The following is a 24,673-nucleotide window of genomic DNA, read 5'->3' as shown; positions in this document are numbered from 1 at the left end:
CCTAGATCACGAACGACTCCAACGCCTCGGGCGCGAACAGTTCCTCGGGCGTCACGCGGCGCTTGGACAACCCCTGCTCATGGTGGTAGCGCAGGAAGGCGTCGAGGTCGTCCCAGTTGTCCTGGAGCCCGTACGACCAGAAGTCGTCACCGAGTCGCCGTCGCGCCTCCTCGAACTGCAGGGTCATCCACGGCAAGGTGAACGGCAGCGCGGACGAGTCGTCGAACCGGCGGTATGCCCGTTCCTTCGCCTCGGAGAACGCCTTCATCAGCGACTGCGCGATCCACCGGTTGGTCTCGTAGACCTCCCGACGGATGGCGACGACGTGCATGATCGGGAAGATGCCGGTCTTGCCGAAGTACTTGGTCTCGGCCGCGATCACGTCCGGGAACAACCTGCGGACGCGGGGGTCACCCTCCGTGAACGGGGACGGGATCCGCGGTGAATAGATGGCATCGATCTCGCCCTCGACCAGCATCCGCGACAACGTCTGGCCGGGCGCGATCGGTTCCACCTCGATCTCGGGCGGGAGATCCAGCGCTGCCTTCTCGATGCGGCCGGGCTTCTCCTGCCCACCGGTCCGGTAGCGCACGGAGTCGACCGGCAGGCCGTGGTGCTCGGCGAGGATGCCGCGGATCCAGACGCAAGCGCTGAGCTGGAACTCCGGCGACCCCACCGTCTTGCCGACGAGGTCCTCGGGTTGCTCGATCCCGGCATCGGAGCGCACGAAGATCCCGCCGTGCCGGAACATCCGTGAGGTGTACACCGGCAACGCGACGAAGGGTGGGTCGTCCCGCTGCAGCGAGACGACGTAGGACGAGAACGACATCTCCGCGACATCGAACTCCTGATGGCGCATCATGCGGAAGAAGGTCTCCTCGACCGGCAGCCGCAGATAGTTGAGCGAGATCCCGCTGGCCCGGACGGTGCCTTCCTCGAGTGCCCGGGTGCGGTCGTAATCGCCGCAGGCGAACGTCAGCGGTAGTGGTGGCATGGACCTTCCTCCCTGGCGATCGGTCGAGACGCCGACCGCCGTGCACTCATCCGGTGAGTCGCGCGGCGAGTCGCGGGTAGACCCGCAGCGCGTTGGCCTCGTAGATGCGCTTGCGCTCGTCCGGCGTCAGGTCCACAGCTTCGAGGTAACGAAGCGTGTCGTCCCATCCCGAGCCGGTGTCGGGATTGTCGCCGCGGACGGCGCCCAGCATCTCGGACGCGAACAACAGGTTGTCGATGCCGACGACACGGGTGAGCAACTCGATGCCGGGCTGGTGGTAGACGGCGGTGTCGAAGAACACGTTGTTCATCACGTGCTGTTCGATCGGGGGACGGCCCAGTCGGGTCGCGAGCCCCTGGTAGCGACCCCAGTGGTACGGCACGGCGCCGCCGCCGTGCGGGATGACGAAGCGTAACTCGGGGAACCGCGCGAACAGATCCCCCTGCACGAACTGCATGAACACCGAGGTGTCGGCGTTGAGGTAGTGCGCGCCGAGGGTGTGGAAGTTCGGGTTGCACGAGGACGAGACGTGGATCATCGCCGGTACGTCCAACTCGATCATGGTCTCGTACAACGGGAACCAGGACTCGTCGGTCAGCGGGGAGGAGGTCCAGTGGCCACCCGACGGATCCGGGTTGAGGTTGCAACCCACGAATCCGAGATCCTCGACACAACGGCGTAGTTCCGCGATCACCGGGCCGAGGGCGCCGTCCGGCGTCTGCGGCAGCTGGCAGACACCCGCGAACGTCTCCGGGAACAGCTCGGTCACCCGGTGCACGAGGTCGTTCGAGGCACGCGCCCAGGCCGCCGCCGTGTCGCTGTCCGGCACGTGGTGCTCCATGCCGGACGCCTTCGGGGAGAACACCATGACGTCGCCGCCGCGTTCACGCAGGACGCGCAACTGGTGCTGCTCGATGCTCTCGCGGATCTCCCCGTCGGAGATGGCGCCCAGCGTCGCGGGTGGTCGCGTCGGGTCGCGGAGCCGTGCCAGTTGGTCGTCTCGGAAGCGCTGCAGCTGCGGCGGGGCCGTCGTGTAGTGGCCGTGGCAGTCGATGATCATGGGAAGCTCCCGTTGGCGGGTCAGTCGACGTAACGGAGGCCCTTGCGCTCGAGCCGTTCGCGCATCGCGCCGACGTCGAGACTCAGCTCTCCGGCCGCGTAGCGGGCCCGCGAGCGCGCCTCCTTCTCCTCACGCGCGCGGGAGGCCGCCAGGACGTCGGCCGCACGTGCCCGCGGCACGACCACCACGCCGTCGTCGTCCGCCACGACGACGTCGCCGGGCTCGATGTACTGCCCGGCGCAGACGATCGGCAGATTCACGTCGCCCAGCGTCTCCTTGACCGTGCCGAACGCGGACACGCATTTCGACCAGACGGGAAAGCCCATGACCTGCAACTCGGAGACGTCACGGCAGCCCGCGTCGATGACGAGGCCGCGGACGTCGCGTGCCTGCAGCGCCGTGGCGAGCAGTTCTCCGAAGTAGCCCGCATCGGAGGGGGCCGTCGGACTGACCACGAGCAGGTCTCCGGGCTGGCACTGCTCGACCGCGACGTGCAGCATCCAGTTGTCGGCCGGTGGCGCCGACACCGTCACCGCCGTACCGGCGACGCGGGCGCCCGCGTAGACGGGTCCGATCCGGGACGCCAGCAGGCCGGTGCGGCCCTGCGCCTCGTGCACGGTGGCGACGCCACAGGCGGCCAGGCCGTCGACGAGCTCGATGTGTGCGCGGTCGACCTTCCGTTTCACGATGCCCATGTGCCGCTCCTTGCCCTCGCGTCGAGCCCGGCCCCGCCGTCACCGGGGGGTGGCCTCGACTCAGTTCGCACCGCTCCCCCACGGCAGCAGCGACACGTGGATGACGTCCTCGTCGGTCTCGCCACCGACCGTGCGGATGGCACGGTCGGTCTGTTCGAGGTCGAACGTGTGCGTCGCCAGCCGCTCGAGCGGAAACCGGTGCGAGGCGAGCTGCCTGAGCGCGAGTTCGCACGCCTCGTACCGGTGTCCGCGGGCGCTCTTGAGGGCGGCAGCCTTCTCGGTGAGCTTCTTGAGCGGGAAGTCCGGGAAGGCGGCCAACTCGCCCTGCGCGACCACGGTGCCGCCGCGGCGCTTCAGGACGTCGATGCCGAGCAGGAGAGGCGCGGTGCCCGCCCCGGCGGTGCAGTCGAGGACCACGTCGACGCCGACGCCTGCGGTCGCGTCCATGACGGCGGCGTAGGGGTCCTGCTGCTGCACGTCGACGACGTGGTCGGCGCCGAGTTCCAGCGCCAGCTGCAATCGCGCCCCGTCTCGCGAGGTGCCACTGACGACGATGTTCGAGGCACCCGCCTGCTTGCAGGCGACGACCTGGGACAGCCCCTGCTGGCCGGGGCCCTGGATCAGCACCGTGCTGTCGTAGCCGACGCCGCCCTCGAACAACGCCCACTCGATGCCGTTGGACAGCGGCGTGACCAGTCCCGCGAGCTCGGCGGACACGCCGTCGGGCACGGCGTGGATCACGGCGTTCCAGGGCAGGTACATGTACTGCGAGAAGCCGCCCCACAGGTGGTGCTCGTTGTCGGCCGAGGTGTAGCCGTATCGCCGCGCGTGCGGGTTCGTGCGCCAGTCCGTCAGCTCGCAGTGCCGGTAGTCGCCGCGGTGACACCAGTGGCAGCGGTAGCAGGCGACGTAGTGCTCGACGAAGAGCCGGTCGCCGAGTGCGACACCGTGGCGCTCGAGGAACTTCGGCCCCGCCTCCACCAGGACGCCGATGTTCTCGTGCCCCATGATGACGGGGTCGTCGAAGGGCGGTTTGGCGTACATCTTGACATCGGTGCCGCAGATCCCGGCGACCTCCACCTTCAGCAACGCACCGTCGTCGGGCACACGAGGCCAGGGAAAGGTCCGCAGCTCGGTCGTGGACGGCGCCACGCGCACCGCCGCGAGTACCTCGTCCGCCATCAGCGCATCTCCTCGACAAGCGTCATGCTAGCTAAAGGTAGGACAATTAGCTATTTTCGCGTCTGAACGGTCAGGGCTTCACGGACAGCACGGGGCAGGCGGCGCCCATGATGACCTCTTGCGCGACGCTGCCGACGAGCAACTTGCCGACGGCCGAGCGACTGCGGATGCCGATGACGAGCAGCGACGCTGCCCGGTCGCGGGCCTCCTCGATCAGGGCCTCGCTGACCCGCCCCTGCGCGAACACCTCACGCGCGGTGCAGTCGAGTCCTTCGGCCTGGTACTTGGCCTCGATGGCACTCAGGCGCTCGCGATGGGAGAGAATCGATTCGTTGTCGTCCTGGCCGACGCCCACCTTCGCGATGTGCACGACGTGCAGCGGCAGGTCGTGCAGACGCGCCTCGTCGGCCGCGACCTGTAACGCGCGCTCCGCCTCGGGACGTTCGGCGAAGCCAACGACGACGCTCATGATGGGTCCGTCCGTTCGGGCGCGACGGTCGCGCCGATGGCAATGGTTTTACCATAGACCCACTGGGCGGCAAAGGGGCGAAGTTTCCACGGTCCGACGATTCGCGAGCTAGCCTCCTGCGAAGCTCACGCATCTGGCGGGACGGGCGTCGGCCGCCGCCATCCAGGAGTCCCCGATGTCCGTGTCGTCCTATCTCTCGCCCGTGACCGGCACCCGGATGTCCAGCGAGATCGTCTCGCAGGTGATCGCCCTGATCCGTGGCGGTCGTCTGCAACCGGGCGATCGCCTCCCGGCGGAGCGGGAGCTCGCCGAGACGTTCGGGGTCAGTCGGGTCACCGTCCGTGACGCGCTGCGGGTCCTCGAAGCCATGGGCCTCGTCGACATCCGGGTGGGCTCGGCCGGCGGTGCGTTCGTGACCACGCCGTCGCCCTCGGTCGTGGGCGAGAGCCTCTCGAACATGCTGTTCATGGGCACATTCGAGCCCGAACAGATCGCCGAGACACGTCTGGTCGTCGAGCTCGGCATCCTCGACCTCGTGCTGGAACGCGTCACCGACGAGGACATCGCCCGACTCCGCGACCTGTGCCGACAGTCCCGCGAGAAGCTCGAGCAGGACGAGTACGACACCAAGCTGTCGGTCCAGTTCCACGCCGAACTCGCCCGCGCCGCACACAACCCCGCGGTGGTCATGCTTGCCGAGACGTTCTCCGGGCCGCTGTCGATGGCCGCGGTTCGCGCGACGGAGGTCCGCCGCGACGCCCACAAGCGCACCGTCGAAGAGCACGAGGCCTTGGTGGAGTACCTCGCTGACCGAAACGCCGAGGGTGCCCGCGACGTCCTGATCACGCATCTGCTCCGGGGGCGCGACATGCCGGCCAGCACCGCGAGGCTGCTCCGCAAGGTGTGAGATCCCGCCCCACCTCGCCAAGGTAGGATGGACTGACCGATGGTGAGGAAACGTGATTGACGCTGGGCGGCATGCAGACGGCCAGCCGACGAGCCGTGATGCTGCTGTTCGTCTCCTCGTCCGTCTTCACGCTCGGCGACGGCGCCGTCCTCCTGCTGCTGGCTCCGCACCTCGCCGAACAAGGCGTGGCCGCGCCCGTCATCGGGCCCATCGTGGCCGCCTACAGCGTGGCCGCGCTGGCGTCCCGCTTCGTGATCAGCGCGCTGTACCGAGCGCACCGTCTGCGCTGGCTCGTGCCGATGGGCTGCTTGCTGCAGGCCGGCTCCTTCGTCGTCCTCGCCAACAGCAGCACACCGCGGTGGCTGGCCGTGACGGTGGCCGTCAACGGCATGGGGTTCGCCGTCGCCTCCACGGGTGGCCTCGCGGCCGTCATGGAGCTGCGCCCGAACGGTGACGCCGGCTCCCTGATGGGCTGGTACACCGGCTGCATCGGGGCGGGCTACGGCCTGGCGGGCTTCGTCGGCGGCGCGGCCGGTGACGTACTCGGCCTCTCGGGCGCACTGACGGCCGTTGCGGCGTTCCCGTTGCTGGCCGCGATCGGACTCGCGAGCGCACTCTGGGGCACTGGTCGAGGCGGCGACGGGCGTGCGCCGTCGCCGTCGCCCGGGTCCGCGCCGACACGCTCGCGACTTTCCCCAGGTCGCCTGCTGCCCGCCGTCGGCCCCTACGTCTGGCTGGCGTTCTTCTGCGCGCTGCACATCAACCTGCTCAGCGGCGTGTTGACGACCTTCTTCCCCCTCTTCGGGCTGGCGATCGGCCTGAGCCTGACGCAGATCGGCTCACTCACCGGCGCCAGTTCCGCACTCAGTTCCGCCATCCGGTTCACCACGCCGGCCCTGTTCAAGCGCATCCACTACCGCTCGGTGCTGCCGTGGATGGTGATACTCGGCGGCGCCGCCACGGCAGCCCTGACGGTTTCGCGTCTCTACGTGGTTCTGCTGGTCGCGGCTCGGGATCGGCACCAGCCGGGCGTTGTTGCGGGTGTCGTCCGCCGCCCTGGTGATGGACTCGGCCGGCGCCGGCGACCGTCAACGCGGCCTGGCGTCCGGCACGTACATGTCCGGCCTGGACATCGGCAAGATCATCGGGCCTGTCGTGGGTGGCGTCTCGGTGGATGCGCTCGGGTACGAGCCGACGTTCCTGCTCGCCGGACTCGGCATCCCGCTGGTTTTCTTCACGTACTACGGCTGGCTCAAACGCCGTCGCCCCCGCGACGCCCCGGCCGGATGACGCCGGTGGCAGGGCGTGGGGGCGAGGGCGGCGCGTGAGGCGGTGGGTCGCCTCAGAGTGCGAGCACGAGGTCGTCGCCGTCCATCGTGACCGAGACCCGGCGGAGCCGTTTCGTCGGATCGGCGATGAGCACGCCGTCCTCCAGCCAGAACTCCCAGCCGTGCCAGGGGCAAGCCAGCACGCGTTCCCCGCCCGGTGCCCAGGTGTCGACGGCACGTCCGGCCTCGTCGAGCTCCGCGGTCAGGAACGGATGCAGGGAACCGTCGGAGCACACCGGGCCTCCTTGGTGCGGACACACGTCGACGTAGGCGACGAACCCGCCCTGGAAGTCGAACACCACGACGGGTTGGCCGCTGACCGTCACGCGCAGCCGCCCTTCCTCACGAACCTCGGCGGCGGACACTCGTGTCTGGGTTTCCATGGCTGCTCCCGCTCTCAGACGAACCGGTAGAGGTCGACCGCGTTCCCACCCAGGATCTTGGCCTTGCCCTCGTCACTCAGGAAGGGCAGGTCCGTGATGCGCGACGGCATGTCGAAGTCCCAGTGGGGATAGTCCGAGGAATAGATAAGCGTGTTCGGCGCGTCGATCATCTCGAACATCATCTCGAGTTGCTTGATGTCGTTCGGCTCCTCCATCGGCTGCGTGCCGTAGTAGAAGTCCATCATGTACTCGCTCGGCAGACGCTTCAGCAACGGCGCTTCCGAGCGGCGCTTCTTGTAGCCGGCGTCCAGTCGGTGCATCAGCATGGGGATGTAGAAGATCCCCGCTTCCTGGAACGAGAACTTCAGACGCGGGAACCGCTCGGGCACGCCCTGCACCAGCATGCTCACCAGCGTCGCCAGGTTGTAGAAGATGAAGCCGAGCGTGTGGGTCTCGAGGAACTTTTGGAACCCGCGGATCGGGAAGTGATCGATCGAGGCGCCGTTGGCGTGGTACACGATCGGCAGTTCGACGTCCTGAGCAGCCCGGTAGATCGGGTCGTAGTGCCGGTCACCGAGCGGGGGCGAGATGCCCTGGGTGATGAAGCAGACCGCACACATCCCCGGGCTCTCGGCGAAGCGGTAGATCAGCTCGGCCGCGCGTTCGGGGTCCTGGTGCGGCGCGATGATCATCGAATAGATGCCCTCGGAGGGGTCTACCACCTGATCGATCATGTACTGGGCGAACCCCTCGCACAGCGCCACCGCCACGTCACGCTGCTGCGCCGTGGACAGCTGCAGCATCTTGCCCGGCAGTTGCACCGAGATGTCGACGCCCAGGAACTTCATGATCGCCGGGACGTCCTCCGGGCGTTGCAGCCCGTAGGACTCGTTGGCCGGAGCCTTCTCCAACGACTTGATCAGCGGACGCTGGATGCGTCCGCTCATGAACCGGTCTCCCGTGCTGTTCGACAGCAGATGGCCCAGCTTCGCCTTCTGCAACCGCGTCCGCATGGGTTCGGGGACGTAATTGGCCAGCTCCCGATGGTCCTCGATGTAGTGCGCATCCGGATCGACGACGAGCATCGGTTCTCCTTCCACCGTTGCCCGCGGCAACGTCGTGTGTTGGTGTGATGGTGGGTTGTTCAGCCGGTGTGGTGCCACGCTCGGGGGCGTTGTCCGACCTCGTCGCGAAACGCCAGTGATTTCACGGTCACCGGGATGGCGCCGTACGCCCCGACGGGTTCCCCCAGGTCGAGGAAGTCCAGTTCCTCGACCTCGATGCCGTCGACGACCAGGAACGACGCCGCGTCCCCGCTGGTCGCGGTGAGGTGCTGTCCCAGGAGCCGTGCCACGTCGCCGTCGCACACCACCGCCACCGGCAGCCCGCGTTCGAGCAACGGACCGACGCCGTCGGCCAGTGCGGCTGCGCACGAGCGCAGCCGCTCGTAGCTCGCTGGGCCCGACCAGGGCAACGCGATCGCCACCGACTGGTCGTGCAGTTCGAGCAGACGCAGCCGCGCGCGCAGTTCCTCGGCCAGGTCGGCCGCACCGACCGGCGAGAGTCGGACGACCGGCAGGTTGCGCAGCGGCAGGGGGAACCCGGCGGTGCGGTGGATCGTGATGCCACTGACCTGCACCGTGAACTGGCCCGCTCCGATGGCGGTCGCGCGGATGCCCACGGGCGCGACCGTCACGTCCTGGCGCTGACCGACGACGTCCCCGAGCGCCGCGGCCATGGCCTTCCCCAGGTCGCTGAAGTCTCCGTCGGCACGCGCCAGCAGGTATTCGGCAAACCCTCCCGAGAAGACGACCTCGTCCGGCGCCACGCGGGGTGGCTGGGCGGAGCCACGCGCGGTGGCCATCATCAGGGGGGTCTGCTCGCCGGCCAGGAATGCGACGAGGTGCTGGGCGACCCCTTTCGTCAGGGCGTGCTCGTGCCCCGGCAGGAATCCCTCGCCGAGCGCAACGGGCGGCAGGTCCAACGCGGCGACCAGCTGTGCCCCGGTCGGTTCCAGGCGCTGCACCGCCCGGGACTCGGGCTGCCAGGCGATCAGGCGGGTACCGATGTCGAAGGCCTGGACGTCCAGCACGCGGCCGTCTCGACACCAGGAGATCTTGACGGTGCCCCCGCCGATGTCGACGTTGGCCACGGTGCCGACCGACCGCGACCGCTCGACCGCGCCCGATCCGTGCGCCGCCAGGACCCCCTCGAGCCGGTCCCCGGCAGCTACCGACAGGAAGTGCCCGCCCCACGAAGCGACCACCTCCCCGAGCGCGCGCGCATTGGTCCGTTCGAGGGCCACGCCGGTGAGGATCACGACACCGGTGTCGACGTGCACCGGCTCGAGTCCGGCCTCGGCATAGAAGGAACGGAAGACTCGCTCGACCTGTTCGGTGTCTATCTGCGCGCCGTCGACGTAGGGCGTCAGCACGACCGGGGATTCGTAGGCGAGCTCTCGTCCAACGATCTCGAACCCGCCCCCGTCGCGCTCGACGACGAGGCGTGACACGGCGAGGTGCATCGTCGACGAGCCGATGTCGATCCCGGAGCTGACCAGTACCAGCTGATCGCCGTCGAGACCCGGCAGGTGGCTGCCGGGCGGCGGTTCGTGCCACGCGTCGGGGGCGGTCACTGGGGCCGCGTGTACAGCTCGGGCGGCATCGTGGACTCCAGCCCCACCTTGGCGAGCTCGGACTCGAACTCCGCACGGATGTGCGGGTCCTCGGCCCAGTACTCGATACTCCGACCGCCCTCGGACATGCCGAGGTTCGAGCTGGTCAGTTCCTTGCCCGGCGGAGCGAACAGTCCGCCGATGCGCGCGCTCGGTGGCCCGTTCATCGCCAGCACCCGCAGCGGCTCACGGCTGACGGCGAAGTGCTGGTGCACCCAGTCACCGCCACCGGGTGCCGCCGCCACGAGCCCACCGGGGACGTAGTCGACGCGCTTCACCTGGTCGGCCTTGCCGTCCGCCCAGGGGCGAAGTCCGATCTCGCGGGGCCAGGTGTAGGTGTAGCCGCCACCCTTGACACACAGCAGGACGGCGCTGGGCGGGTGGTAGTGAGCCGGCGAGTAGCGCCCAATCTGGTACTCGAGGATCTTCATGTAGAAGCGGGCGTTGGCCATCCAGGGCTGGATGCGCCGCATGCCCGGCCCCCGCTGGTTGTCCAACGGCAGCTCCAGGTTGACCAGGTCGGGGATGAGGCTGGTCACCTGCATCGCCCGACCGCGGACCGGGTCGGGCACCAGGTCGTCGTGGTAGTCGAAGAACCCCGATTCGGCGTTGTAGCGCTCCTCGAACGGATAGGGGTTGTCGAAGACGAACGCCGTGTTGTCGAAGAGGTTGAAGACCGGCGGCGCCGTCGTGCCGACCACCATGAGCGCGCGCTTGTCGCTGCCGTTGACGAAGCGATGGCGCGCGTTGAGCGGGATGGCGAACAGCGACCCGTCGTGCCACTCGAAACGCTGCGGTTCCTTGCCGAGGTCATCGGTGCTGCGCCAGACCTCGGTCGTACCGGCGCCCTCGACGACGTAGACGATCTTCTCGTAGATGTGCTGCTCGATCTCCAGGGCGGCGCCGCCGGGGACCTCGAGCACGTACATACCCCACAGCTCTTCGGTGCCCAGCAGCTGGATGTATGCCCCACGTCCACCGGTGCGGGCCCAGTCGGCCAACTCCAACTCGCGGACGTCGCGGTAGCCGATGTCCCGGTGGATCGGGATGCCCTCCGACTCCATGAAGATGTCGTAGGGTTGCTTGGGGCTCTTGAACTTGCGCGGCCCGGCGAACTCCTCGCCGGTCGGGGGCACGAACGTGCCCTTGGCTGCCGTGGCGTAGTTCGTCACGTGTTCCTCCTCGCCGCGGACGGCCGAACGTGTCCGGTCCGCGACTGCTCGGTGCTCAGTGGTGGGCGTGGACGGTCTGCCACGGCGGGCCGATGCGCACGAGATCGGGTGTCAGTTCCGCGAGCGACTCCACGCCCAACAGTCGCATGGTCAGGCGCATCTGCTCGTCGAGCGCTTCGAAGAGCGCTTCGAGTCCGGCCGCCCCGCCCGCGGCGAGCGCCAGGAAGTGCGACCGCCCGAAGGTGACGAGATCCGCCCCCAGGCAGCGGGCCTTGAGCACGTCCTCGGCGTCGCGGAACCCGCCGTCGACCACCACGGCGCACTCCTCGGGGACGACCTGGGCGATCTCTGCGAGTGCCTCGGCCGTAGCGATCGTGTGCCCGACGTTGCGACCGCCGTGGTTCGACACATAGACGCCGTCGAAGCCGACCTCCACGGCCCGACGGGCCTCGGCGGTGTGCAGCAGCCCCTTCAACACGAGCGGACGGTCGGTCATCGCGCGCAGCCGCTCCAAGCGCTGCCAGTCGACTGCACGCTGGTGGTCGTAGGCGAGGGGGTCGTCCGGCAGGTTCGGTGGCTTGCCGAGGTTGTCGCGCTTGACGTAGCGGTTGCGCCGGTCGCGGGGACGGTAGGCCTTCTCCCGGCTGTCGACCGTGACGCAGAACCCGTGAAAACCCTTGTCCTCGGACAGCTTGACGGTCTCATGCAACCAGCCGTCGTCGCCACGCAGATACAGCTGCAGCATGACCGCCGACTCGGGCAGCGGCGCCATCGTGCGCAGGTCCTCCAGCGCGAGCAGTCCCACGAAGCCCGCCAGCCCCCGTCGTGCGAGGACCTCGACGATGGCCCGGGCAGCCTGCGGCGTCGCGAGATCCACCGACCCGATCGGCGCCGTGCCGAAGGGTGCGGAGATCCGACGCCCCAGGAACGTCGTGCCGAGGTCCGGCGGTCGGGCCCCACCGACGACCTTGGGGACGAACAGGACCTGCTCGAGAGCGGCCCGGTTGCGCGCGGGGCCGCAGCCGTCGCTCGCGCCACCGAGGAGGTGGTCGCGTACCTCGGCGGACAGCCGCCCCAGGCCGGCATCCCACAACTCGTCGGCAGTCGGTGCCCCGGCTGGCAGGTCCATGCGCGCTCCCACGCTCGACCCCACCCTGGCATGAGCGAACCGTCACGCTTGGGCTAAAGGTATGAACTTAGGCCAGTATGCCGCAGCAGCGCGCGAAGCGTCAATGCGTGACCATGGAACGTGAATGGTTAGACCTATTAGCCTTTCCCTGGTATCCTGGGACCGAATCCGCGCCGCACCCGGCGGCGCGCCTCCATCGACGATCGTTCGAGACGAACCTCGAGCAGTGACCCCCGAGGAGCACCCGATGGCCAAGGACGCACTGGTCGACGACAAGATGGCGAGGAAGTTCGCCACCGAGAAGGAGACGCCTTACACCAGGTGGGTGGCCGCAGAGGGGTTGGACATCATCGCTGCCCACTACGTCCCCGACCTGCGCACCGTCGAACTCAAGCCGTGGGAACGCCGCGGCGGGCGCGGCGTCTACATCAACCACGAGGCGTCGCGGACCTCCAACGACTGCTACGTGTGCGAGATCCCGGCCGGGGCCAGCCTCGCCCCCCAGCGGCAGTTGTTCGAGGAAATGATCCTGATCCTCGACGGGCAGGGTTCGACCAAGGTCTGGAACGACGCTGGCGCCGAGGTCACCTTCGAGTGGCAGGCCGGCTCGATGTTCGCGATCCCGCTGAACACCCATCACCAGCACTTCAACGCCTCGGGCCAGAAGACAGCCCGTTTCGTGTCCTCGACCAACCTCCCACCGGTGCTGAACCTCTACGACGACGTGGACTTCGTGTTCGGAACCGCACACGACTTCCTGAACCGCTTCGACGGCGACCCCGACTACTTCGCGCCCAAGGGCGAGCAGAAGGGGTTGCTCCTCGACACCAACTTCGTGGCCGACACGGTGACCCTGCCCCTGATCGAGGCCAAGGAACGCGGCGCCGGCGGTGGCCACATCCGGTTCTCGATGGCCAAGGGTTCGATGAACAGCCACATCTCGCAGTTCCCTACCGCGACCTACAAGAAGGCCCACCGGCACGGGCCGGGCGCGCACGTGATCATCCTGTCCGGTCAGGGTTACAGCCTGATGTGGCCCGAGGGGGAAGAGCCGAAGCGCTACGACTGGGGGCCAGGCAGCCTCATCGTGCCTCCGAACATGTGGTTCCACCAGCACTTCAACGCCGGGACCGAACCCGCCCGCTACCTCGCCTTCAAGCACGAGGTCGTGTCGGTGCGAAACGCGCAGGGCGTTCCGAAGGCGTGGATCAGCCAGCGCATCGGTGGCGACCAGATCGACTACGCCGACGAGTCGGCGCTCGTCCGCGAGACCTTCGCCAAGGCCCTCGCCGAGCACGGTCTCGAACCGCAGATGGAGCAGTTCTACGAGGCGGAGCTCGCGGATCTGCCGCCCAAGGCCGACGCGGACGCCTGACGGCTCCGCCCGAACGGTGGCCCGGCCCGCAGGGGCCGGGCCACGCGCGTCGGGACCTCGACGCGCCGTGAGTGAGGACGACGCATGAGCAGCGCAGCCGACGGCCCTTCCTTCGTCTACACGAACGTCACGCCGGACCACGACCACGTCCACGATCATGAGGTCGTCCTGCCGATCGAGGACAACCCGATCTGGCAGCAAGACAACGTCGAGCTCACCAGCGTGGGCATCGACGTCGGCTCGTCGGGGACGCAGGTCATCTTCTCCAACCTGCTGCTGCGCCGCATCGGCGAGGAGCTGAGCAGCCGATTCATCGTCGTGCGCCGCGACACCTGGTACCGGTCACCGGTCGAGTTGACGCCCTACCGCCCGGACGACCAGATCGATGCCGAAGCGCTGGGACGCATGATCGACGCCGCATATGCCGCCGCGAAGGCGGACCCGGCACGCATCGACACGGGCGTCGTCATCCTGACGGGCGAGGCACTGCGACGGCGCAACGCCGCGCGGATCACGCAGGTCCTGTCCGAGCAGGGCGGCGAACTGGTCTGCGCAACGGCTGGCCACAAGATGGAGGCGATGCTGGCGGCGTACGGATCCGGCGCGGCCCAGCGCTCGTACGAGCAGTCCTCCCGCATCCTCAACATCGACATCGGCGGCGGGACCACCAAGCTGGGGTTGGTCGAGCGCGGCCAGGTGCTCGAGACCGCCGCCGTGGACGTCGGCGGTCGGCTCGTCGCCGTCGACGACGACGCGATCATCCGTCGCCTCGAGCCGTCCGGCCGGGCGCACGCCTGCCGCGCCGGGCTGAGTTGGGAACCGGGGGACACCGCGACCGAGGACCAGCGCTCCCGCGTCGGGGCCGCGATGGCCGATGCGCTCGTCGACCTCCTCGTCGACCGCGAAGGTCACGGTCTGCGCGTCCTGGCAGGCCCATTGCCCGCCAGGACGGCGATCGACGGCGTCATGTTCTCGGGCGGCGTCGGGGAGTACGTCTACGGCCGCGAGTCCCGCGACTTCGGCGACCTCGGTCCTGCGCTCGGTGGACGCCTGCGCGAGCGGATCGAGGACGGATCGTTCCCCTTCCCGGTCCTGCCGCCGGGTGAGTGCATCCGGGCGACGGCGCTCGGTGCCTCCGAGTATTCGATCCAGTTGAGCGGGAGTACGGGCTACATCAGCGATCCCGACCGGCTGCTGCCCCGGCGGAACCTGCAGGTCGTCCGACCCGACCTGAGCCTCGGCGACGACATCGATCCGCAAGCAGTAGCGGTCGCGGTCGCACAGCGCCTCGAAGCATTCGACCTCGATCCCGCCCATGACGACGTGGCACTGGCGCTGGGCTGGAGCGGACTGCCGAGTTATCCGCGTCTCCATGCCTTTGCCCGGGGCGTCGCCGATGCCATGCGCCCCGCCATCGAGGCGGACCGGCCCCTCGTGCTCGTCCTGGACGCGGACGTCGCCCGCTCGGTGGGCCGCCTGCTCCGTGAGGAGCTCGAGGTGAAGAGCGACGTGCTCTGCATCGACGGCGTTCGGTTGTGGGACTTCGACTTCGTCGACCTCGGCACGCTGCGGTTCCCTTCGAACACCGTGCCCGTCACCATCAAGTCACTGCTGTTCAGCGACGGCGCGAACGTGGACGGGGACCACGACGCCGGTCGAGACGGGTGACGAGACGCCCGAAGACGAGACGGCGGGCGAGCCCGGATGGGCCGCCCGCCGTCTCGACTCGCAGGAGTGCTCACATCATCCGTTGCACGATGCTCTTCTCGCGCGTGTAGCTGATCAACTCCTCGAGCGAGCCTTCCTTGCCGATGCCGCTGTACTTGAAGCCGCCGAAGGGGATACCGGGCGGCTTGGCGCCGTGGTCGTTGATCCACACGATGCCGGCCTCGACCCGGGTCGCGAAGCGCTGAGCGACGTTGAGGTCCTTCGTCCAGATCTTCGCCGTCAGGCCGAAGTCCACCGCATTCGCCTGCTCGAGCAGCTCGTCCTCGTCGCTCCAACGCAGTACGGCGATGACCGGCCCGAACACCTCGTTGCGGGCAATCCGCATGTCCATGGTCACGTGGTCGAACACGGTCGGGGCCACGAAGTACCCCTCGGCCTGATCGTCGGGGCGACCGCCACCCGTGAGCAGCCTGGCGCCGTCCTCCTTCGCCGCGGCGATGTGTTCGAGGATGCGCTCGTAGTGGCCACGGTAGGCGACCGGTCCGATGTCGGTCTCCTCGTCGGTGGGATCGCCGATGCGGAGCGCGGCGATCTCCTGGACCAACAGTTCCAGGAAGCGATCCGCGACCGAGTCGTGCACGAAGATGCGGGAGTTGGACTGGCACGACTGGCCCATGGTGCGCGGCAGGTTCATGCCCTTGACGGCCGCCTGCGCCGCACGGGGCAGGTCGGCGTCGGGACAGATCACCAGCGGGTTCTTGCCCCCGAGCTCGAGGCTGACGTGCTTGATGTGCTCGGCGCCGGCGGCCATGACGGCGCGCCCGGCCGGGACGCTGCCGGTGAAGGCGACCCTCGGGATCCGGGGGTGCCCGGCGATGGCTGCACCGGCGATCGCACCGTGACCGGTCACGATGTTGAGGACACCCGGCGGCAACAGGTCCTCGGCCAGGCGACCGAACGCCAGCGCCGACAAGGACGCGGTCTCCGGCGGCTTGAGCAGGACCGCGTTGCCCGCGAGCAGCGGCGCGGCGGTCTTGCCGACGGCGAACTTGAACGGGTGGTTGAACGGCACGATACGGCCGACGACGCCGTAGGGCTGTCGCAAGGTGTAGGAGACCGCCTCGGGATCGCTCGGGATGGTGCTGCCCTTGAGTTCACCCCCGAGACCGGCGAAGTACTCGAGCTCCTTGGCGGCCCCGAGCGCGTCGTTGAGCATGCCCTTCAGCGGGAGCCCGGCCTCGGCGACGTCGAGGAGCGCGAACTCGCGGGCCCGGTCTCGGATCCGGTCGGCCAACGTCCGCAGGAGGCGGCCCCGCTCTGTCCAGGGCATCGCCGCCCACTCGGGTTGCGCCGCGGCTGCCGCGTCCACCGCCCGATCCACGTCGTCCGCGTCGGCGGCGGGGAAACGACCCACGATCTCGTGGGTCGCGGGGTTCTCCGAATCGATCACCTCGCCGGAGGCGGCGTCGACCCACGCACCGCCGATGAGCATCCGTTGCACGTCCGTTTCGACCAGCGTGTCGACCATGTCCGCTCCTGTTACCGGCACCTCTATGGACTAACCATTTTAACGAAAATCATCCGATTCGGAAAGCTGTCAGTTCGAGCTCGACGCGCTTCGCCGCGGCCGAGAAGCCCGTCACACGATGGACCTGCGGCTGCCCCGGTCCCGTCAGCCACGGCGACAGCGCATGGAGCAGCTCGGCCACGGGATCCTGCTCGCCCAGGTACCACCGGACGTCCAGCAGGTGGCGGGTGTCCACCGTCGCGTGCCGCAGCGTCTCGGTCGCCTGCGCGAGGATCTCGTCGACCTGTGCCCGCAGCGTCGACGCGACGCTGGTGATGCCGGAAAACGCCAGCACGCCGTCGACCGCGACGTAGCGGGCCGGCGTCCGGACAGGCTCGTACTCCTCGATGTGCTTGCACACACTGCCGGCGACGGCGACCACGTCCAGCGCGACCGCCGTGTCGCGCGGCAGGGAGGCAGGGGCGACGTAGCTGGAGCTGGCCGCCCGCTTCGGTCCCGTGAGCCGTCGAGCCCGCACGGCACTGGCCGCGTCGCGCTCTGCCGTCGTGCGCGCGCGTAGGCGCGTCCGTACGACGGCAGACGGCGCCAGACCTCCCTCCGCCAGGGCCGCCTCCAGGACACCGATGAGGGCTTCCGCGGCCCGCGGACCACGCGAGCCCGGACGGCTACGCAGCGTGGCGTGCAGCAGCCCGTGCCCGCCGACGTCCACGCGCCGCCAGCGCGTCATCGCACCAGTGCGAGTCCGGCCTCGGACTTGCGCGCCCCGGCGATGCGTACGGGATCGAACAACGTGGCGAGCCGTTCGCGGACTGCGTCGTCGACGTCGACGTCGATGGCGCGCAGGTTCTCCTCGAGGTGGTTCTCGGTCGACGCGCCGGGGATGGCGACGGTCCCGGGCTGGTCGAGGACCCAGGCCAGCGCCAGCTGGGCGGGCGTGACGCCGAGTTCGCCCGCGATCGCCTCGAACTGCTCCAGCACACCGAGGTTGCGTGCGAGGTTGTCCTCCGCCATGCGCGGCCCTCGCCGGAGGCGGTTGCCCGCCGGCAGCGCGTCGGCGTCCCGATACCGGCCGGTCAGGAAGCCGATGCCGAGTGGGCTGTAGGCCACGAAGGCGATGCCGTGCTCGCGGCAGTACGGGAGCACGTCACGTTCGACGTCCCGTGTCCAGAGGCTGTACTCGCTCTGGATCGCCGCGATCGGGTGCACACCGTGGGCGCGCTCGAGTGTCGAGACACTGACCTCCGAGAGCCCGATCGCCCGCACCTTCCCGGCAGCGACGAGGTCGCCCATGGCGCCGACGGTCTCCTCGATCGGCACCTGCGGGTCGACGCGGTGCAGATACAGCAGGTCGACGTGGTCGACGCCGAGTCGCTCGAGGCTGCGGTCACAAGCCTGCCGCACGTAGGACGGCCGGCCGTCGACCGGACGCTCGTCTCCCGGCGAACCGACGAACCCGAACTTCGTGGCGAGGAAGATCTCGTCGCGCAGGTCCGCCATCGCCCGGCCGACCAGCACCTCGTTGTGTCCCTTTCCGTACTTGTCGGCCGTGTCGAACATGCGTACACCGGCCTCGTGGGCGCGCCGCAGCGTGCGGGTCGACGCTTCGTCGCTGCGACCGGGCGCGGACATGCCCATGCAGCCCAATCCGAACGCCGGCACCGTCGTGGGCCCGACCTTGACGTCCGTGCTCCCCTCCATCCTTGCTCCTTCTCCCGATGTCGATTGCCTGGCTGCCGTGGTACCCGGGACCGAGCCGCCCGGGGCCGGCACGTCCTGGTCGCTGACGCCTTCACGTCCCAGCACGGGCAGCCTGGCCCGGGCCGTGGCGAAGGCGAGCACGAGGGTCACGACGGCCGAGAGCGTGACGGCGTTCCCGGCGCCGGCCATCTCGGCGACCGCGCCGCCCACGAACGCGCCCACGGGCTTCATGGCCACCGCCATGAGATAGACCGCCACGACCCGCCCCCGAACCCAGCGGGGCGCGAGCAACTGCACCGTGGCCTTGAAGGTCGTCAGCGTCCACACCCAGGTGACGCCGGCGAACGCGAGACTGACGCCGGCGACGACGACGTTGACCGCACTGCCGAACAGGATCGCCGCGAGTGCGAAGGTGCCGATCGAGGACGGTAGGAGGAAGCGACCGAACCGCATCGCAGCCCGCTCGCGGGTCACCGTGGCCAGCAACGCACCGGCGCCGAAGATGGCGTAGAGCAGCCCGAAGACCTGCGCCTCGCGCCCCAGGTCGTCGGCGACCACGTTGGGGAGCAGGGCCTGCAGCGTCGCCGAGGTCAACGTGAAGACGGCGGCGACCAGCACCAACCGCTGCAGGCCCCGATGCCCCCGCACGAACCGGAAGCCCTCGGTCACCGACCGGGGCCGGCTTCGTCCCTCTGGTACGACCTCCTGCACCGCCCGTGGACGCAGCGTGGCGAGGACCACCACGAGGATCATGAAGGACAGCGAGTTGGCCGCGAACGCGGCTTCCGCGATGCCGCCGGCGATCAGGGCGCCGCCCAGCGACGGCCCGACGACGAGCGCCGCCTGGTGGGCAGCGGAGTTCATCGTGATGGCCTGGGCTCGCAGGGGCGCCGCGACGAGGTCGGGCAGATAGGTCTGGTACGCCGGTGTGGAAACGGCCGTACTGACTCCCAGGGCGAGCATCAACAGCAGCAACGAGGTGGGCGTGAGCCGGTCCATGGCGGTGACCCACGCCAGCACGCCCGTGATCAGGGCGTTGCCGCTGTGGCAGACGATGAGGATGGTGCGCCGGTCCACGATGTCGGCGAGCGCCCCGCTCGGAACGATGAGGAACAGTCGCGGCAGGAACAGCGCGGTGGTCACGAGGCTCACCAACAGTGGCGACCCGGTCATCTGCAACATCAGCCAGGGCGCAGCTGTCAGTTGGAGGTACGTGCCGAGGTGCGAGACGGTCATACTGCACCACATGCGGCGGTACACCGGGACACGCAGGGGGGCGAGCGCCGCCACCGGTCGATCCGCCCGCCCACCCACCATCCACCTCCGACCGTCGTACCCCCCGGCGCATCCCGACCAGGCCAGCGGCGGGGACGAAGGCGCGACCGCGCGCCCGACCGGCGAGTCTACTGTTGGACTAACCAATGGCAACGCGCCGCCGCCGTCACGGTGCGATCGCCAACACGAGCACCGCCCCGCCGACGATCAGGCCCGGGACGGTCGTGACCAGGTTGGCGACGATCGCCGCCCGCGGGTCCAACAGCAGCAAGGGGAGCAGTGCGTCGCCGTCCTGGCTGAGTGCGTTGGCGACGAGCGTGGGAAACGGCAGCAGACCACCGGCGTACATACCCGTGAGCACGATCTGCGGGGCACACCCGGGCACGAGGCCGAGAAGCGCACCGGCAGCCACACCGAGCATGCCGCTCAGGGTCGCAATCAGCACGATCGGCGCTCCGAGCAACCCCACGACCTCGACACCGACGAGCACGAACGCGATCCACATACCCACGCGCGCCGACTCGACGGCGGTCGCGGCCAGTACCTCATGCAGGCCGCCCGACGAGGACGCCTCCGGCGCTCCCCCGCAGCGGCGCTCGCGCGCCAGCCACAGTGCCATGGCCGTCCCGGTCAGCCCGACCGCTGCGGCGGCGCCACGGGGGCCGGTCGGCGCCAATGGATCCGCGCCGCCGACCAGGTCCGGCACACTCACCGACAGACCGAGCAGGACCAGCAGCCAGAAGACGGCCGCTTTCCATCTGGCGTCGTTTCCGAAGGCAGGCTCGCCGCCCATGTCGCGGCCGGACAGGACGGCCGCCGGCGACTCGAACTCGTCGGCGTGGCTCGTCAACGACCGACTGCCGGCCGCTGCGGCGACGACGGCGACCGGGGCCGGCCGCGCCGCGGGGGCGTAGCGGCAGGCATCGACGACGATCCCGACGACCAGGCCGGTCACGAACAGCAGCCCGTGCAGCCGAAGGGCGAGCCCGGGATCGGCCGCGAACAGCACGAAGGACGAATCGCCCATCGTCGCCACGAGCGCCGCCACCACGGTCCCGAATGAGACCTGTCGGCGCGCGTACAGCGGGATCACGAAGATCGCACCACCGCACCCGGGCACGACGCCGAGGAGTGCTCCCAGGAGCGGACCGTATCGGCGATGCCGTGCGAGCAGACGCGGCAACGCCGGCCCCAGCCGCCAGTGCAGGACGGCGAACACCCCCATCATCGTGGCGACGAAGACCGTGACCCCGAGGAAGGCCTCCGCGGCAGGTCGCAGCACCACCTCCACGAGCCCGGTGATCTCGCCCTCCCACGTCACGACCGCCGCCGAGAGCCTGCCCTATGGTACTATGGTCCGTCAATTAACCGGACTCGTGAGCCGACTTGATGAGCCGACCGGAACTCTCGATCGTCACCCGCCCCCAGGGCAACAATCGCGCCATCACGTCCGGCGCCCTGTCCCCGCAGGCCTGTGATCTGCAGGTCGTCGAGGTGCCTGTGCTGGTGGACGCCTTCCGCCGAATGGTGCGCTCCCTCGAATTCGACATCTGCGAGATGGCGCTCACCACGTACCTGTGCGCCCGCGAACACGGGGTGCCGTTCACCGCGCTGCCGATCTTCCTCGTGCGCGGGTTCCATCACGGCGCGATCCATGTGCGCAACGACACCGACATCGCCGACCCGCGGGGGCTCGAAGGGCACGCCGTCGGCGTGAATCGCGGCTACACGGTCACGACGGGCGTGTGGGCGCGGGCGATCCTGCGGCTGGAGTACGGGGTCGAACTCGACCGGGTCACCTGGGCGTTGTCCGGCGACGAACACGTCGAGGCGTACCAGCCACCGAGCAACGTCGTCCACCTGCCACCGGGGTCGGACCTGGCGAAGATGGTCGTCGCGGGCGAGTTGCCGGCCGCCATCAACATCAAGGCCGGTGACGAGGCGCTGCGTCCACTGATCCCCGACCCCCAGGCCGCCGCGCTACGTGCCCTGGACGAGCGCGGCTTCTACCCCATCAACCATCTCGTCGTCGTCCGCGACGACGTGCTCGCCGCCCATCCCGGCCTCGCCCGCGACCTGTTCCAGACGTTCCTCGCTGCCAAGGAGGCCTACGTCGCCGGCCTCGACGACCTGGCCGACAGCGAGATGGACGCCAACGACCGCTTGTACGCGACCGTGCGCGAACGCATCGACGGCGACCCACTTCCCTACGGGCTCGGACCGAACACCGAGATGCTCGAGACGCTGTTCGAGCACGCCGTCGACCAACAGATTCTGCGCACGTATCCCCGTCTCGAGGACGTCTTCGCTTCGGTCGAGGAGTGACCATCTGCCGAAGGGCAACGTGATGCGCATCGCAATCGCGGCCGACCACAACGGCGTCGCACTCAAGCACCGACTCGTCGAGCACCTGACCGCGTTGGGGCACGACGTCAACGACCGCGGCGTCGACGAGGTCGTCGAGGTCGACTATCCCCGGCTGTGCGCCGACATCGGGCACCACGTCGGTGACGGCATCGCCGACCGGGGGATCATGATCGGTGGCACGGGCTCGGGCGAGACGATCGCTCTCAACAAGATCGACGGGGTGCGTGCCACGCTGTGCGAACGCGTGTTCCTGGCCGAGATCGCCCGCGCGAACAACGACGGCAACGTCCTGGTGCTCGGCGCCAAGATCACGGCCCCCGACCTCGCGATGCGCATCGTCGACCGCTGGTTGACGACCGACTTCACCGGCGGCAAGCACGCCCGGCGTCTGGCACAGATCGCCGCCATGGAACGCGGCGAGTCCATCTGAGGCGTCGCTTCGGCGGGTCGACGATCAGGCGTCGGCGGGCCGACGTGCCTGCGCCTCGTCGAGCGCGGCCAGGATCTGCTGCGGCGCCGAGGTCGACGTCTGCTCCGCGACGGGCGCGTCCCAGTAGCGCGCCGCCGGCAGGCATTCGCGCAGGTACTGCGCTGCGGACGGTGCGTGCGAGGCATCGTCACCCGGGACGATGAGCGTGGGGACGTCTTCCAGCGACAAGAGGTCCTCGGGTTCGACACCGGGAACGGTGTCCCGATCGAACATCACCCGCGCCGTGCCGGTCACCACGGCCTCGTACCAGGCGGGGTCGAGGCCCCGGTAGGCGGCCGCGAACTCCTCGTCGCTGCGGAGCACACTGGCCCACGGCCCGACTCGAGGGTCCTGCGAGAAGCTCTCCGTCGTCGCACGAGCGTGGTCCACCACGCCGTCGAGCCCTTCGAAGGCGGCGAAGGCCAGATGCTGGACGAAACGACGGTGCTGACCCATGCGGTACCGCGGGCCGCCCGCCGGGGAGTACAACACCATGCCCGCCACGCGGCTGGGGTGGTCGACGGACGCGCGCGCCACGATCGAGCAGCCGACGCAACCGCCCATCAGGTGTGCCCTGGAGATGCCCAGCCGATCGAGCAGGCCGATGCCCTGCGCCACGAGGTCGCGCCAGTCCAGCCGCTGGACCCGGCCACCGGACTCGCCGGCCTCGCGCCGATCGAAGACGATGCACCGGAAGCGCTCGGAGAGGGCCGGCAGCAGCGACAGACGCTTGTACACGCCCAGCTCGGACCAGTTGTTGCGCACGGCGTTGAAGCCACCCGGCGAGAACATCAGCAGCGGCGGGCCGGATCCGATGACCTCGTAGGCGGTGCGGATGCCGTCGATCTCCACGTGGGGCACGACACACTCCTGTTCGCTCGACCCCGCGTCCACGCTCACACGTGTGGACACGGGCAGTGCTCGGGGCCCGGGTCAACCGGGACGACCGCTCTTGACCTGCTTGCCGGCCCGGACGTCACCGACGTAGGCCTGCAGGGCCTCGTAGGCGATCGCACCGACGTTCGCATAGGTGTCGCGGGGGTCGTCGATCATCGATTCCGCGTAGCCGATCGCCGAGGTGCTCATCCGGATGCGACCGTCCAGCCAGGGGCCGCCTCCGAAGCCGCCGAGTACGGGGATGTCGACGGCAGCCACGACCTCCGGGCCGACGACCGGGCCGGAGTTGGTGAAGTTGAGCAACGACGCGCCGGCGTCCTCGAGCAGCCTGGCCTCGCTGATCATCTGTTCGGTCATCTCCGGTGGCAGCTGCGCGTCCGGATCCGACATCGCCGAATAGGGGATCCCGTAGGTGAGCGCGGTCTGGGGCGTCACGCCGAACTGCGCCCAGACCGGGATGCCCGCTCGCGTGACCGCCTCGACTGCGTCAGGGTAGGCCGCAGCGCCGTCGAGCTTGACCAGGTCCGCCCCCGCGGCCTTGACCAGCTCTATGGCGCAGCGAACGGCGCTGTCGACGCCGGCCTGCAGCGGCCCGAACGGGAAGTCCACGCTCAACAACGCGGAGGTCGTGCCCCGACGCACCGCGGACGCGACGATGATTATCTGCTGTTGGGTCACCTCCAGGGGATTGGCGTGGCCCCAGAGGTTCACGCCGACGGAGTCCCCGACCGAGATGATGTCCGCGCCGGCACGATCGGCGATGCGTGCCATCTGGTAGTCCCAGGCCACGACGCCGGCGATCTTCTCGCCGCGCTTCTTCATGGCCTGCAGTTCGGGCAGGCTTCGAGTGGCTGCCACGGGGTCTCCTGTCCGTCCGGGTGCCCAGGAACTCACACGCGCAGCGCGCTGAGCACCTCGCCGACGTCCTGCTCGTCGTGCAACAGCAGCATGACCATCGCGTTGGGGCGCAGGACGGCCACCGCATCCTCGACCTCGGCGTCGCCGTTCTCGGCGAGTACGAGCGCCGCGGACATGACGGGCCGCGCCGCGGCCGCATCTCCCACGACGGCGGCGGCCTCGGGCCGGGCCTCGGCCGTGGCGATCATCACGACGACGTCGCTGTCCTCGAGCTCCTCGATCAGACGGCGCGGCTGGCCGTCGATCGTGCGGAGGGTGGCGTCTCGTTCGCCGCCGTCGTCGACGAGCTCGTCGAACAACAGGAAACGTCCACCAGCCCAGGTGCCGGCGGCGAGCCGTCTCACGACCTCGGCAGCGGCCCCGTCCAGCGCGATCACGCGCGAGGCCCGCGGCTCGAAGTCATTGAAGTCGATGCGGAACGCGGCCTCCCGAGCGGAGGACGCGACCGCGCTGGTGTTGAGCAGGATCGGCTGTCGCTGGGTCAT

At 69.2% G+C, this 24,673-nt stretch carries 23 protein-coding genes and 2 pseudogenes; 7 read left to right on the top strand and 18 right to left on the bottom strand.

The window, feature by feature from the left end:
* Position 1: 1 nt before the first annotated feature.
* The 5 genes from ACERM0_RS16990 to ACERM0_RS16970 form a co-directional block, all read right to left on the bottom strand.
* Positions 2 to 994 carry an ABC transporter substrate-binding protein gene (locus tag ACERM0_RS16990; protein WP_373679806.1) on the bottom strand — a complete coding sequence of 331 codons (993 nt, stop codon included), beginning with the start codon at positions 992 to 994 and terminating at the stop codon, positions 2 to 4.
* A gap of 46 nt (positions 995 to 1,040) precedes the next feature.
* Positions 1,041 to 2,054: an amidohydrolase family protein gene (locus tag ACERM0_RS16985; protein ID WP_373679805.1), complete on the bottom strand. Its 1,014-nt coding sequence runs from the start codon at positions 2,052 to 2,054 to the stop codon at positions 1,041 to 1,043.
* A 20-nt stretch (positions 2,055 to 2,074) separates the two neighbouring features.
* A complete protein-coding gene (locus ACERM0_RS16980) occupies positions 2,075 to 2,749 on the bottom strand; it encodes a 4-carboxy-4-hydroxy-2-oxoadipate aldolase/oxaloacetate decarboxylase (RefSeq protein ID WP_373679804.1) in 675 nt (224 codons plus the stop codon).
* A 60-nt stretch (positions 2,750 to 2,809) separates the two neighbouring features.
* Positions 2,810 to 3,931, bottom strand: coding sequence for a zinc-binding dehydrogenase (locus ACERM0_RS16975; protein ID WP_373679803.1), 1,122 nt, complete (start codon positions 3,929 to 3,931; stop codon positions 2,810 to 2,812).
* Positions 3,932 to 4,001: 70 nt separating this feature from the next.
* Positions 4,002 to 4,400, bottom strand: coding sequence for a universal stress protein (locus tag ACERM0_RS16970; RefSeq protein ID WP_373679802.1), 399 nt, complete (start codon positions 4,398 to 4,400; stop codon positions 4,002 to 4,004).
* A 175-nt stretch (positions 4,401 to 4,575) separates the two neighbouring features.
* On the opposite strand from ACERM0_RS16970, the gene ACERM0_RS16965 reads away from it, so the two are divergent.
* The 3 genes and pseudogenes from ACERM0_RS16965 (at position 4,576) to ACERM0_RS16955 (ending at position 6,597) form a co-directional block, all read left to right on the top strand.
* Positions 4,576 to 5,307: a FadR/GntR family transcriptional regulator gene (locus ACERM0_RS16965; RefSeq protein ID WP_373679801.1), complete on the top strand. Its 732-nt coding sequence runs from the start codon at positions 4,576 to 4,578 to the stop codon at positions 5,305 to 5,307.
* A 71-nt stretch (positions 5,308 to 5,378) separates the two neighbouring features.
* Positions 5,379 to 6,284: pseudogene (locus ACERM0_RS16960) on the top strand (MFS transporter); the annotation flags it as partial.
* A 64-nt stretch (positions 6,285 to 6,348) separates the two neighbouring features.
* Positions 6,349 to 6,597 (top strand): MFS transporter, encoded by a 249-nt coding sequence (locus ACERM0_RS16955; protein ID WP_373679951.1) that lies wholly within the window; start codon positions 6,349 to 6,351, stop codon positions 6,595 to 6,597.
* A gap of 52 nt (positions 6,598 to 6,649) precedes the next feature.
* On the opposite strand, the gene ACERM0_RS16950 is transcribed toward ACERM0_RS16955, so the two are convergent.
* The 5 genes from ACERM0_RS16950 to ACERM0_RS16930 are packed head-to-tail and all read right to left on the bottom strand — an operon-like array spanning position 6,650 to position 11,993.
* Positions 6,650 to 7,018 (bottom strand): Rieske (2Fe-2S) protein, encoded by a 369-nt coding sequence (locus ACERM0_RS16950; protein ID WP_373679800.1) that lies wholly within the window; start codon positions 7,016 to 7,018, stop codon positions 6,650 to 6,652.
* Between the two features lie 14 nt (positions 7,019 to 7,032).
* Entirely contained in the window at positions 7,033 to 8,103 is a 1,071-nt protein-coding gene (locus tag ACERM0_RS16945) for an amidohydrolase family protein (RefSeq protein ID WP_373679799.1), read from the bottom strand.
* Positions 8,104 to 8,162: 59 nt separating this feature from the next.
* The gene (locus ACERM0_RS16940) at positions 8,163 to 9,653 is read right to left on the bottom strand and encodes an ethanolamine ammonia-lyase reactivating factor EutA (protein WP_373679798.1); all 1,491 of its coding nucleotides are present in this window, start codon (positions 9,651 to 9,653) and stop codon (positions 8,163 to 8,165) included.
* Positions 9,650 to 10,864, bottom strand: coding sequence for a cupin (locus ACERM0_RS16935; protein WP_373679797.1), 1,215 nt, complete (start codon positions 10,862 to 10,864; stop codon positions 9,650 to 9,652). Before ACERM0_RS16935 ends, ACERM0_RS16940 begins: the two co-directional genes overlap by 4 nt.
* Positions 10,865 to 10,919: 55 nt before the next feature.
* Positions 10,920 to 11,993, bottom strand: a complete 1,074-nt coding sequence (locus ACERM0_RS16930) for an alpha-hydroxy acid oxidase (protein ID WP_373679796.1) — start codon at positions 11,991 to 11,993, stop codon at positions 10,920 to 10,922.
* 247 nt (positions 11,994 to 12,240) lie between these two features.
* On the opposite strand from ACERM0_RS16930, the gene ACERM0_RS16925 reads away from it, so the two are divergent.
* Together ACERM0_RS16925 and ACERM0_RS16920 are read left to right on the top strand one after the other, a co-directional pair.
* Entirely contained in the window at positions 12,241 to 13,368 is a 1,128-nt protein-coding gene (locus ACERM0_RS16925) for an ethanolamine ammonia lyase-activating protein (protein ID WP_373679795.1), read from the top strand.
* Positions 13,369 to 13,452: 84 nt separating this feature from the next.
* Entirely contained in the window at positions 13,453 to 15,036 is a 1,584-nt protein-coding gene (locus tag ACERM0_RS16920) for an ethanolamine ammonia-lyase reactivating factor EutA (RefSeq protein ID WP_373679794.1), read from the top strand.
* Between the two features lie 70 nt (positions 15,037 to 15,106).
* Here ACERM0_RS16920 and ACERM0_RS16915 read toward each other — a convergent pair whose 3' ends face one another.
* The 5 genes and pseudogenes from ACERM0_RS16915 to ACERM0_RS16895 form a co-directional block, all read right to left on the bottom strand.
* A complete protein-coding gene (locus ACERM0_RS16915; RefSeq protein ID WP_373679793.1) occupies positions 15,107 to 16,564 on the bottom strand; it encodes an aldehyde dehydrogenase family protein in 1,458 nt (485 codons plus the stop codon).
* A 49-nt stretch (positions 16,565 to 16,613) separates the two neighbouring features.
* Positions 16,614 to 17,291 (bottom strand): hypothetical protein, encoded by a 678-nt coding sequence (locus ACERM0_RS16910; protein ID WP_373679792.1) that lies wholly within the window; start codon positions 17,289 to 17,291, stop codon positions 16,614 to 16,616.
* Entirely contained in the window at positions 17,288 to 18,262 is a 975-nt protein-coding gene (locus tag ACERM0_RS16905; RefSeq protein WP_373679950.1) for an aldo/keto reductase, read from the bottom strand. The genes ACERM0_RS16910 and ACERM0_RS16905 overlap by 4 nt, the downstream gene beginning before the upstream one ends.
* A gap of 93 nt (positions 18,263 to 18,355) precedes the next feature.
* Positions 18,356 to 19,579, bottom strand: a pseudogene (locus ACERM0_RS16900) (MFS transporter); the annotation flags it as partial.
* Positions 19,580 to 19,703: 124 nt separating this feature from the next.
* Positions 19,704 to 20,858: a putative manganese transporter gene (locus tag ACERM0_RS16895; RefSeq protein WP_373679791.1), complete on the bottom strand. Its 1,155-nt coding sequence runs from the start codon at positions 20,856 to 20,858 to the stop codon at positions 19,704 to 19,706.
* Positions 20,859 to 20,926: 68 nt separating this feature from the next.
* Here ACERM0_RS16895 and ACERM0_RS16890 point away from each other — a divergent pair, with 68 nt between their 5' ends.
* Positions 20,927 to 21,862, top strand: coding sequence for an ABC transporter substrate-binding protein (locus tag ACERM0_RS16890; protein WP_373679790.1), 936 nt, complete (start codon positions 20,927 to 20,929; stop codon positions 21,860 to 21,862).
* 22 nt (positions 21,863 to 21,884) lie between these two features.
* Positions 21,885 to 22,334: an RpiB/LacA/LacB family sugar-phosphate isomerase gene (locus ACERM0_RS16885; protein ID WP_373679949.1), complete on the top strand. Its 450-nt coding sequence runs from the start codon at positions 21,885 to 21,887 to the stop codon at positions 22,332 to 22,334.
* 24 nt (positions 22,335 to 22,358) lie between these two features.
* Here the strand turns inward: ACERM0_RS16885 and ACERM0_RS16880 are convergent, their stop codons facing one another.
* The 3 genes from ACERM0_RS16880 to ACERM0_RS16870 form a co-directional block, all read right to left on the bottom strand.
* Positions 22,359 to 23,234 (bottom strand): alpha/beta fold hydrolase, encoded by an 876-nt coding sequence (locus ACERM0_RS16880; RefSeq protein ID WP_373679789.1) that lies wholly within the window; start codon positions 23,232 to 23,234, stop codon positions 22,359 to 22,361.
* A 72-nt stretch (positions 23,235 to 23,306) separates the two neighbouring features.
* The gene (locus ACERM0_RS16875) at positions 23,307 to 24,128 is read right to left on the bottom strand and encodes a 3-methyl-2-oxobutanoate hydroxymethyltransferase (protein ID WP_373679788.1); all 822 of its coding nucleotides are present in this window, start codon (positions 24,126 to 24,128) and stop codon (positions 23,307 to 23,309) included.
* Positions 24,129 to 24,160: 32 nt separating this feature from the next.
* Positions 24,161 to 24,673, bottom strand: coding sequence for a 3-methyl-2-oxobutanoate hydroxymethyltransferase (locus tag ACERM0_RS16870; RefSeq protein WP_373679787.1), 513 nt, complete (start codon positions 24,671 to 24,673; stop codon positions 24,161 to 24,163).

Source organism: Egicoccus sp. AB-alg2, assembly GCF_041821065.1.
Taxonomy (GTDB): domain Bacteria; phylum Actinomycetota; class Nitriliruptoria; order Nitriliruptorales; family Nitriliruptoraceae; genus Egicoccus.
The sequence above is the reverse complement of the archived record's forward strand: the minus strand, read 5'-3'. Positions and strand labels throughout refer to the sequence as shown.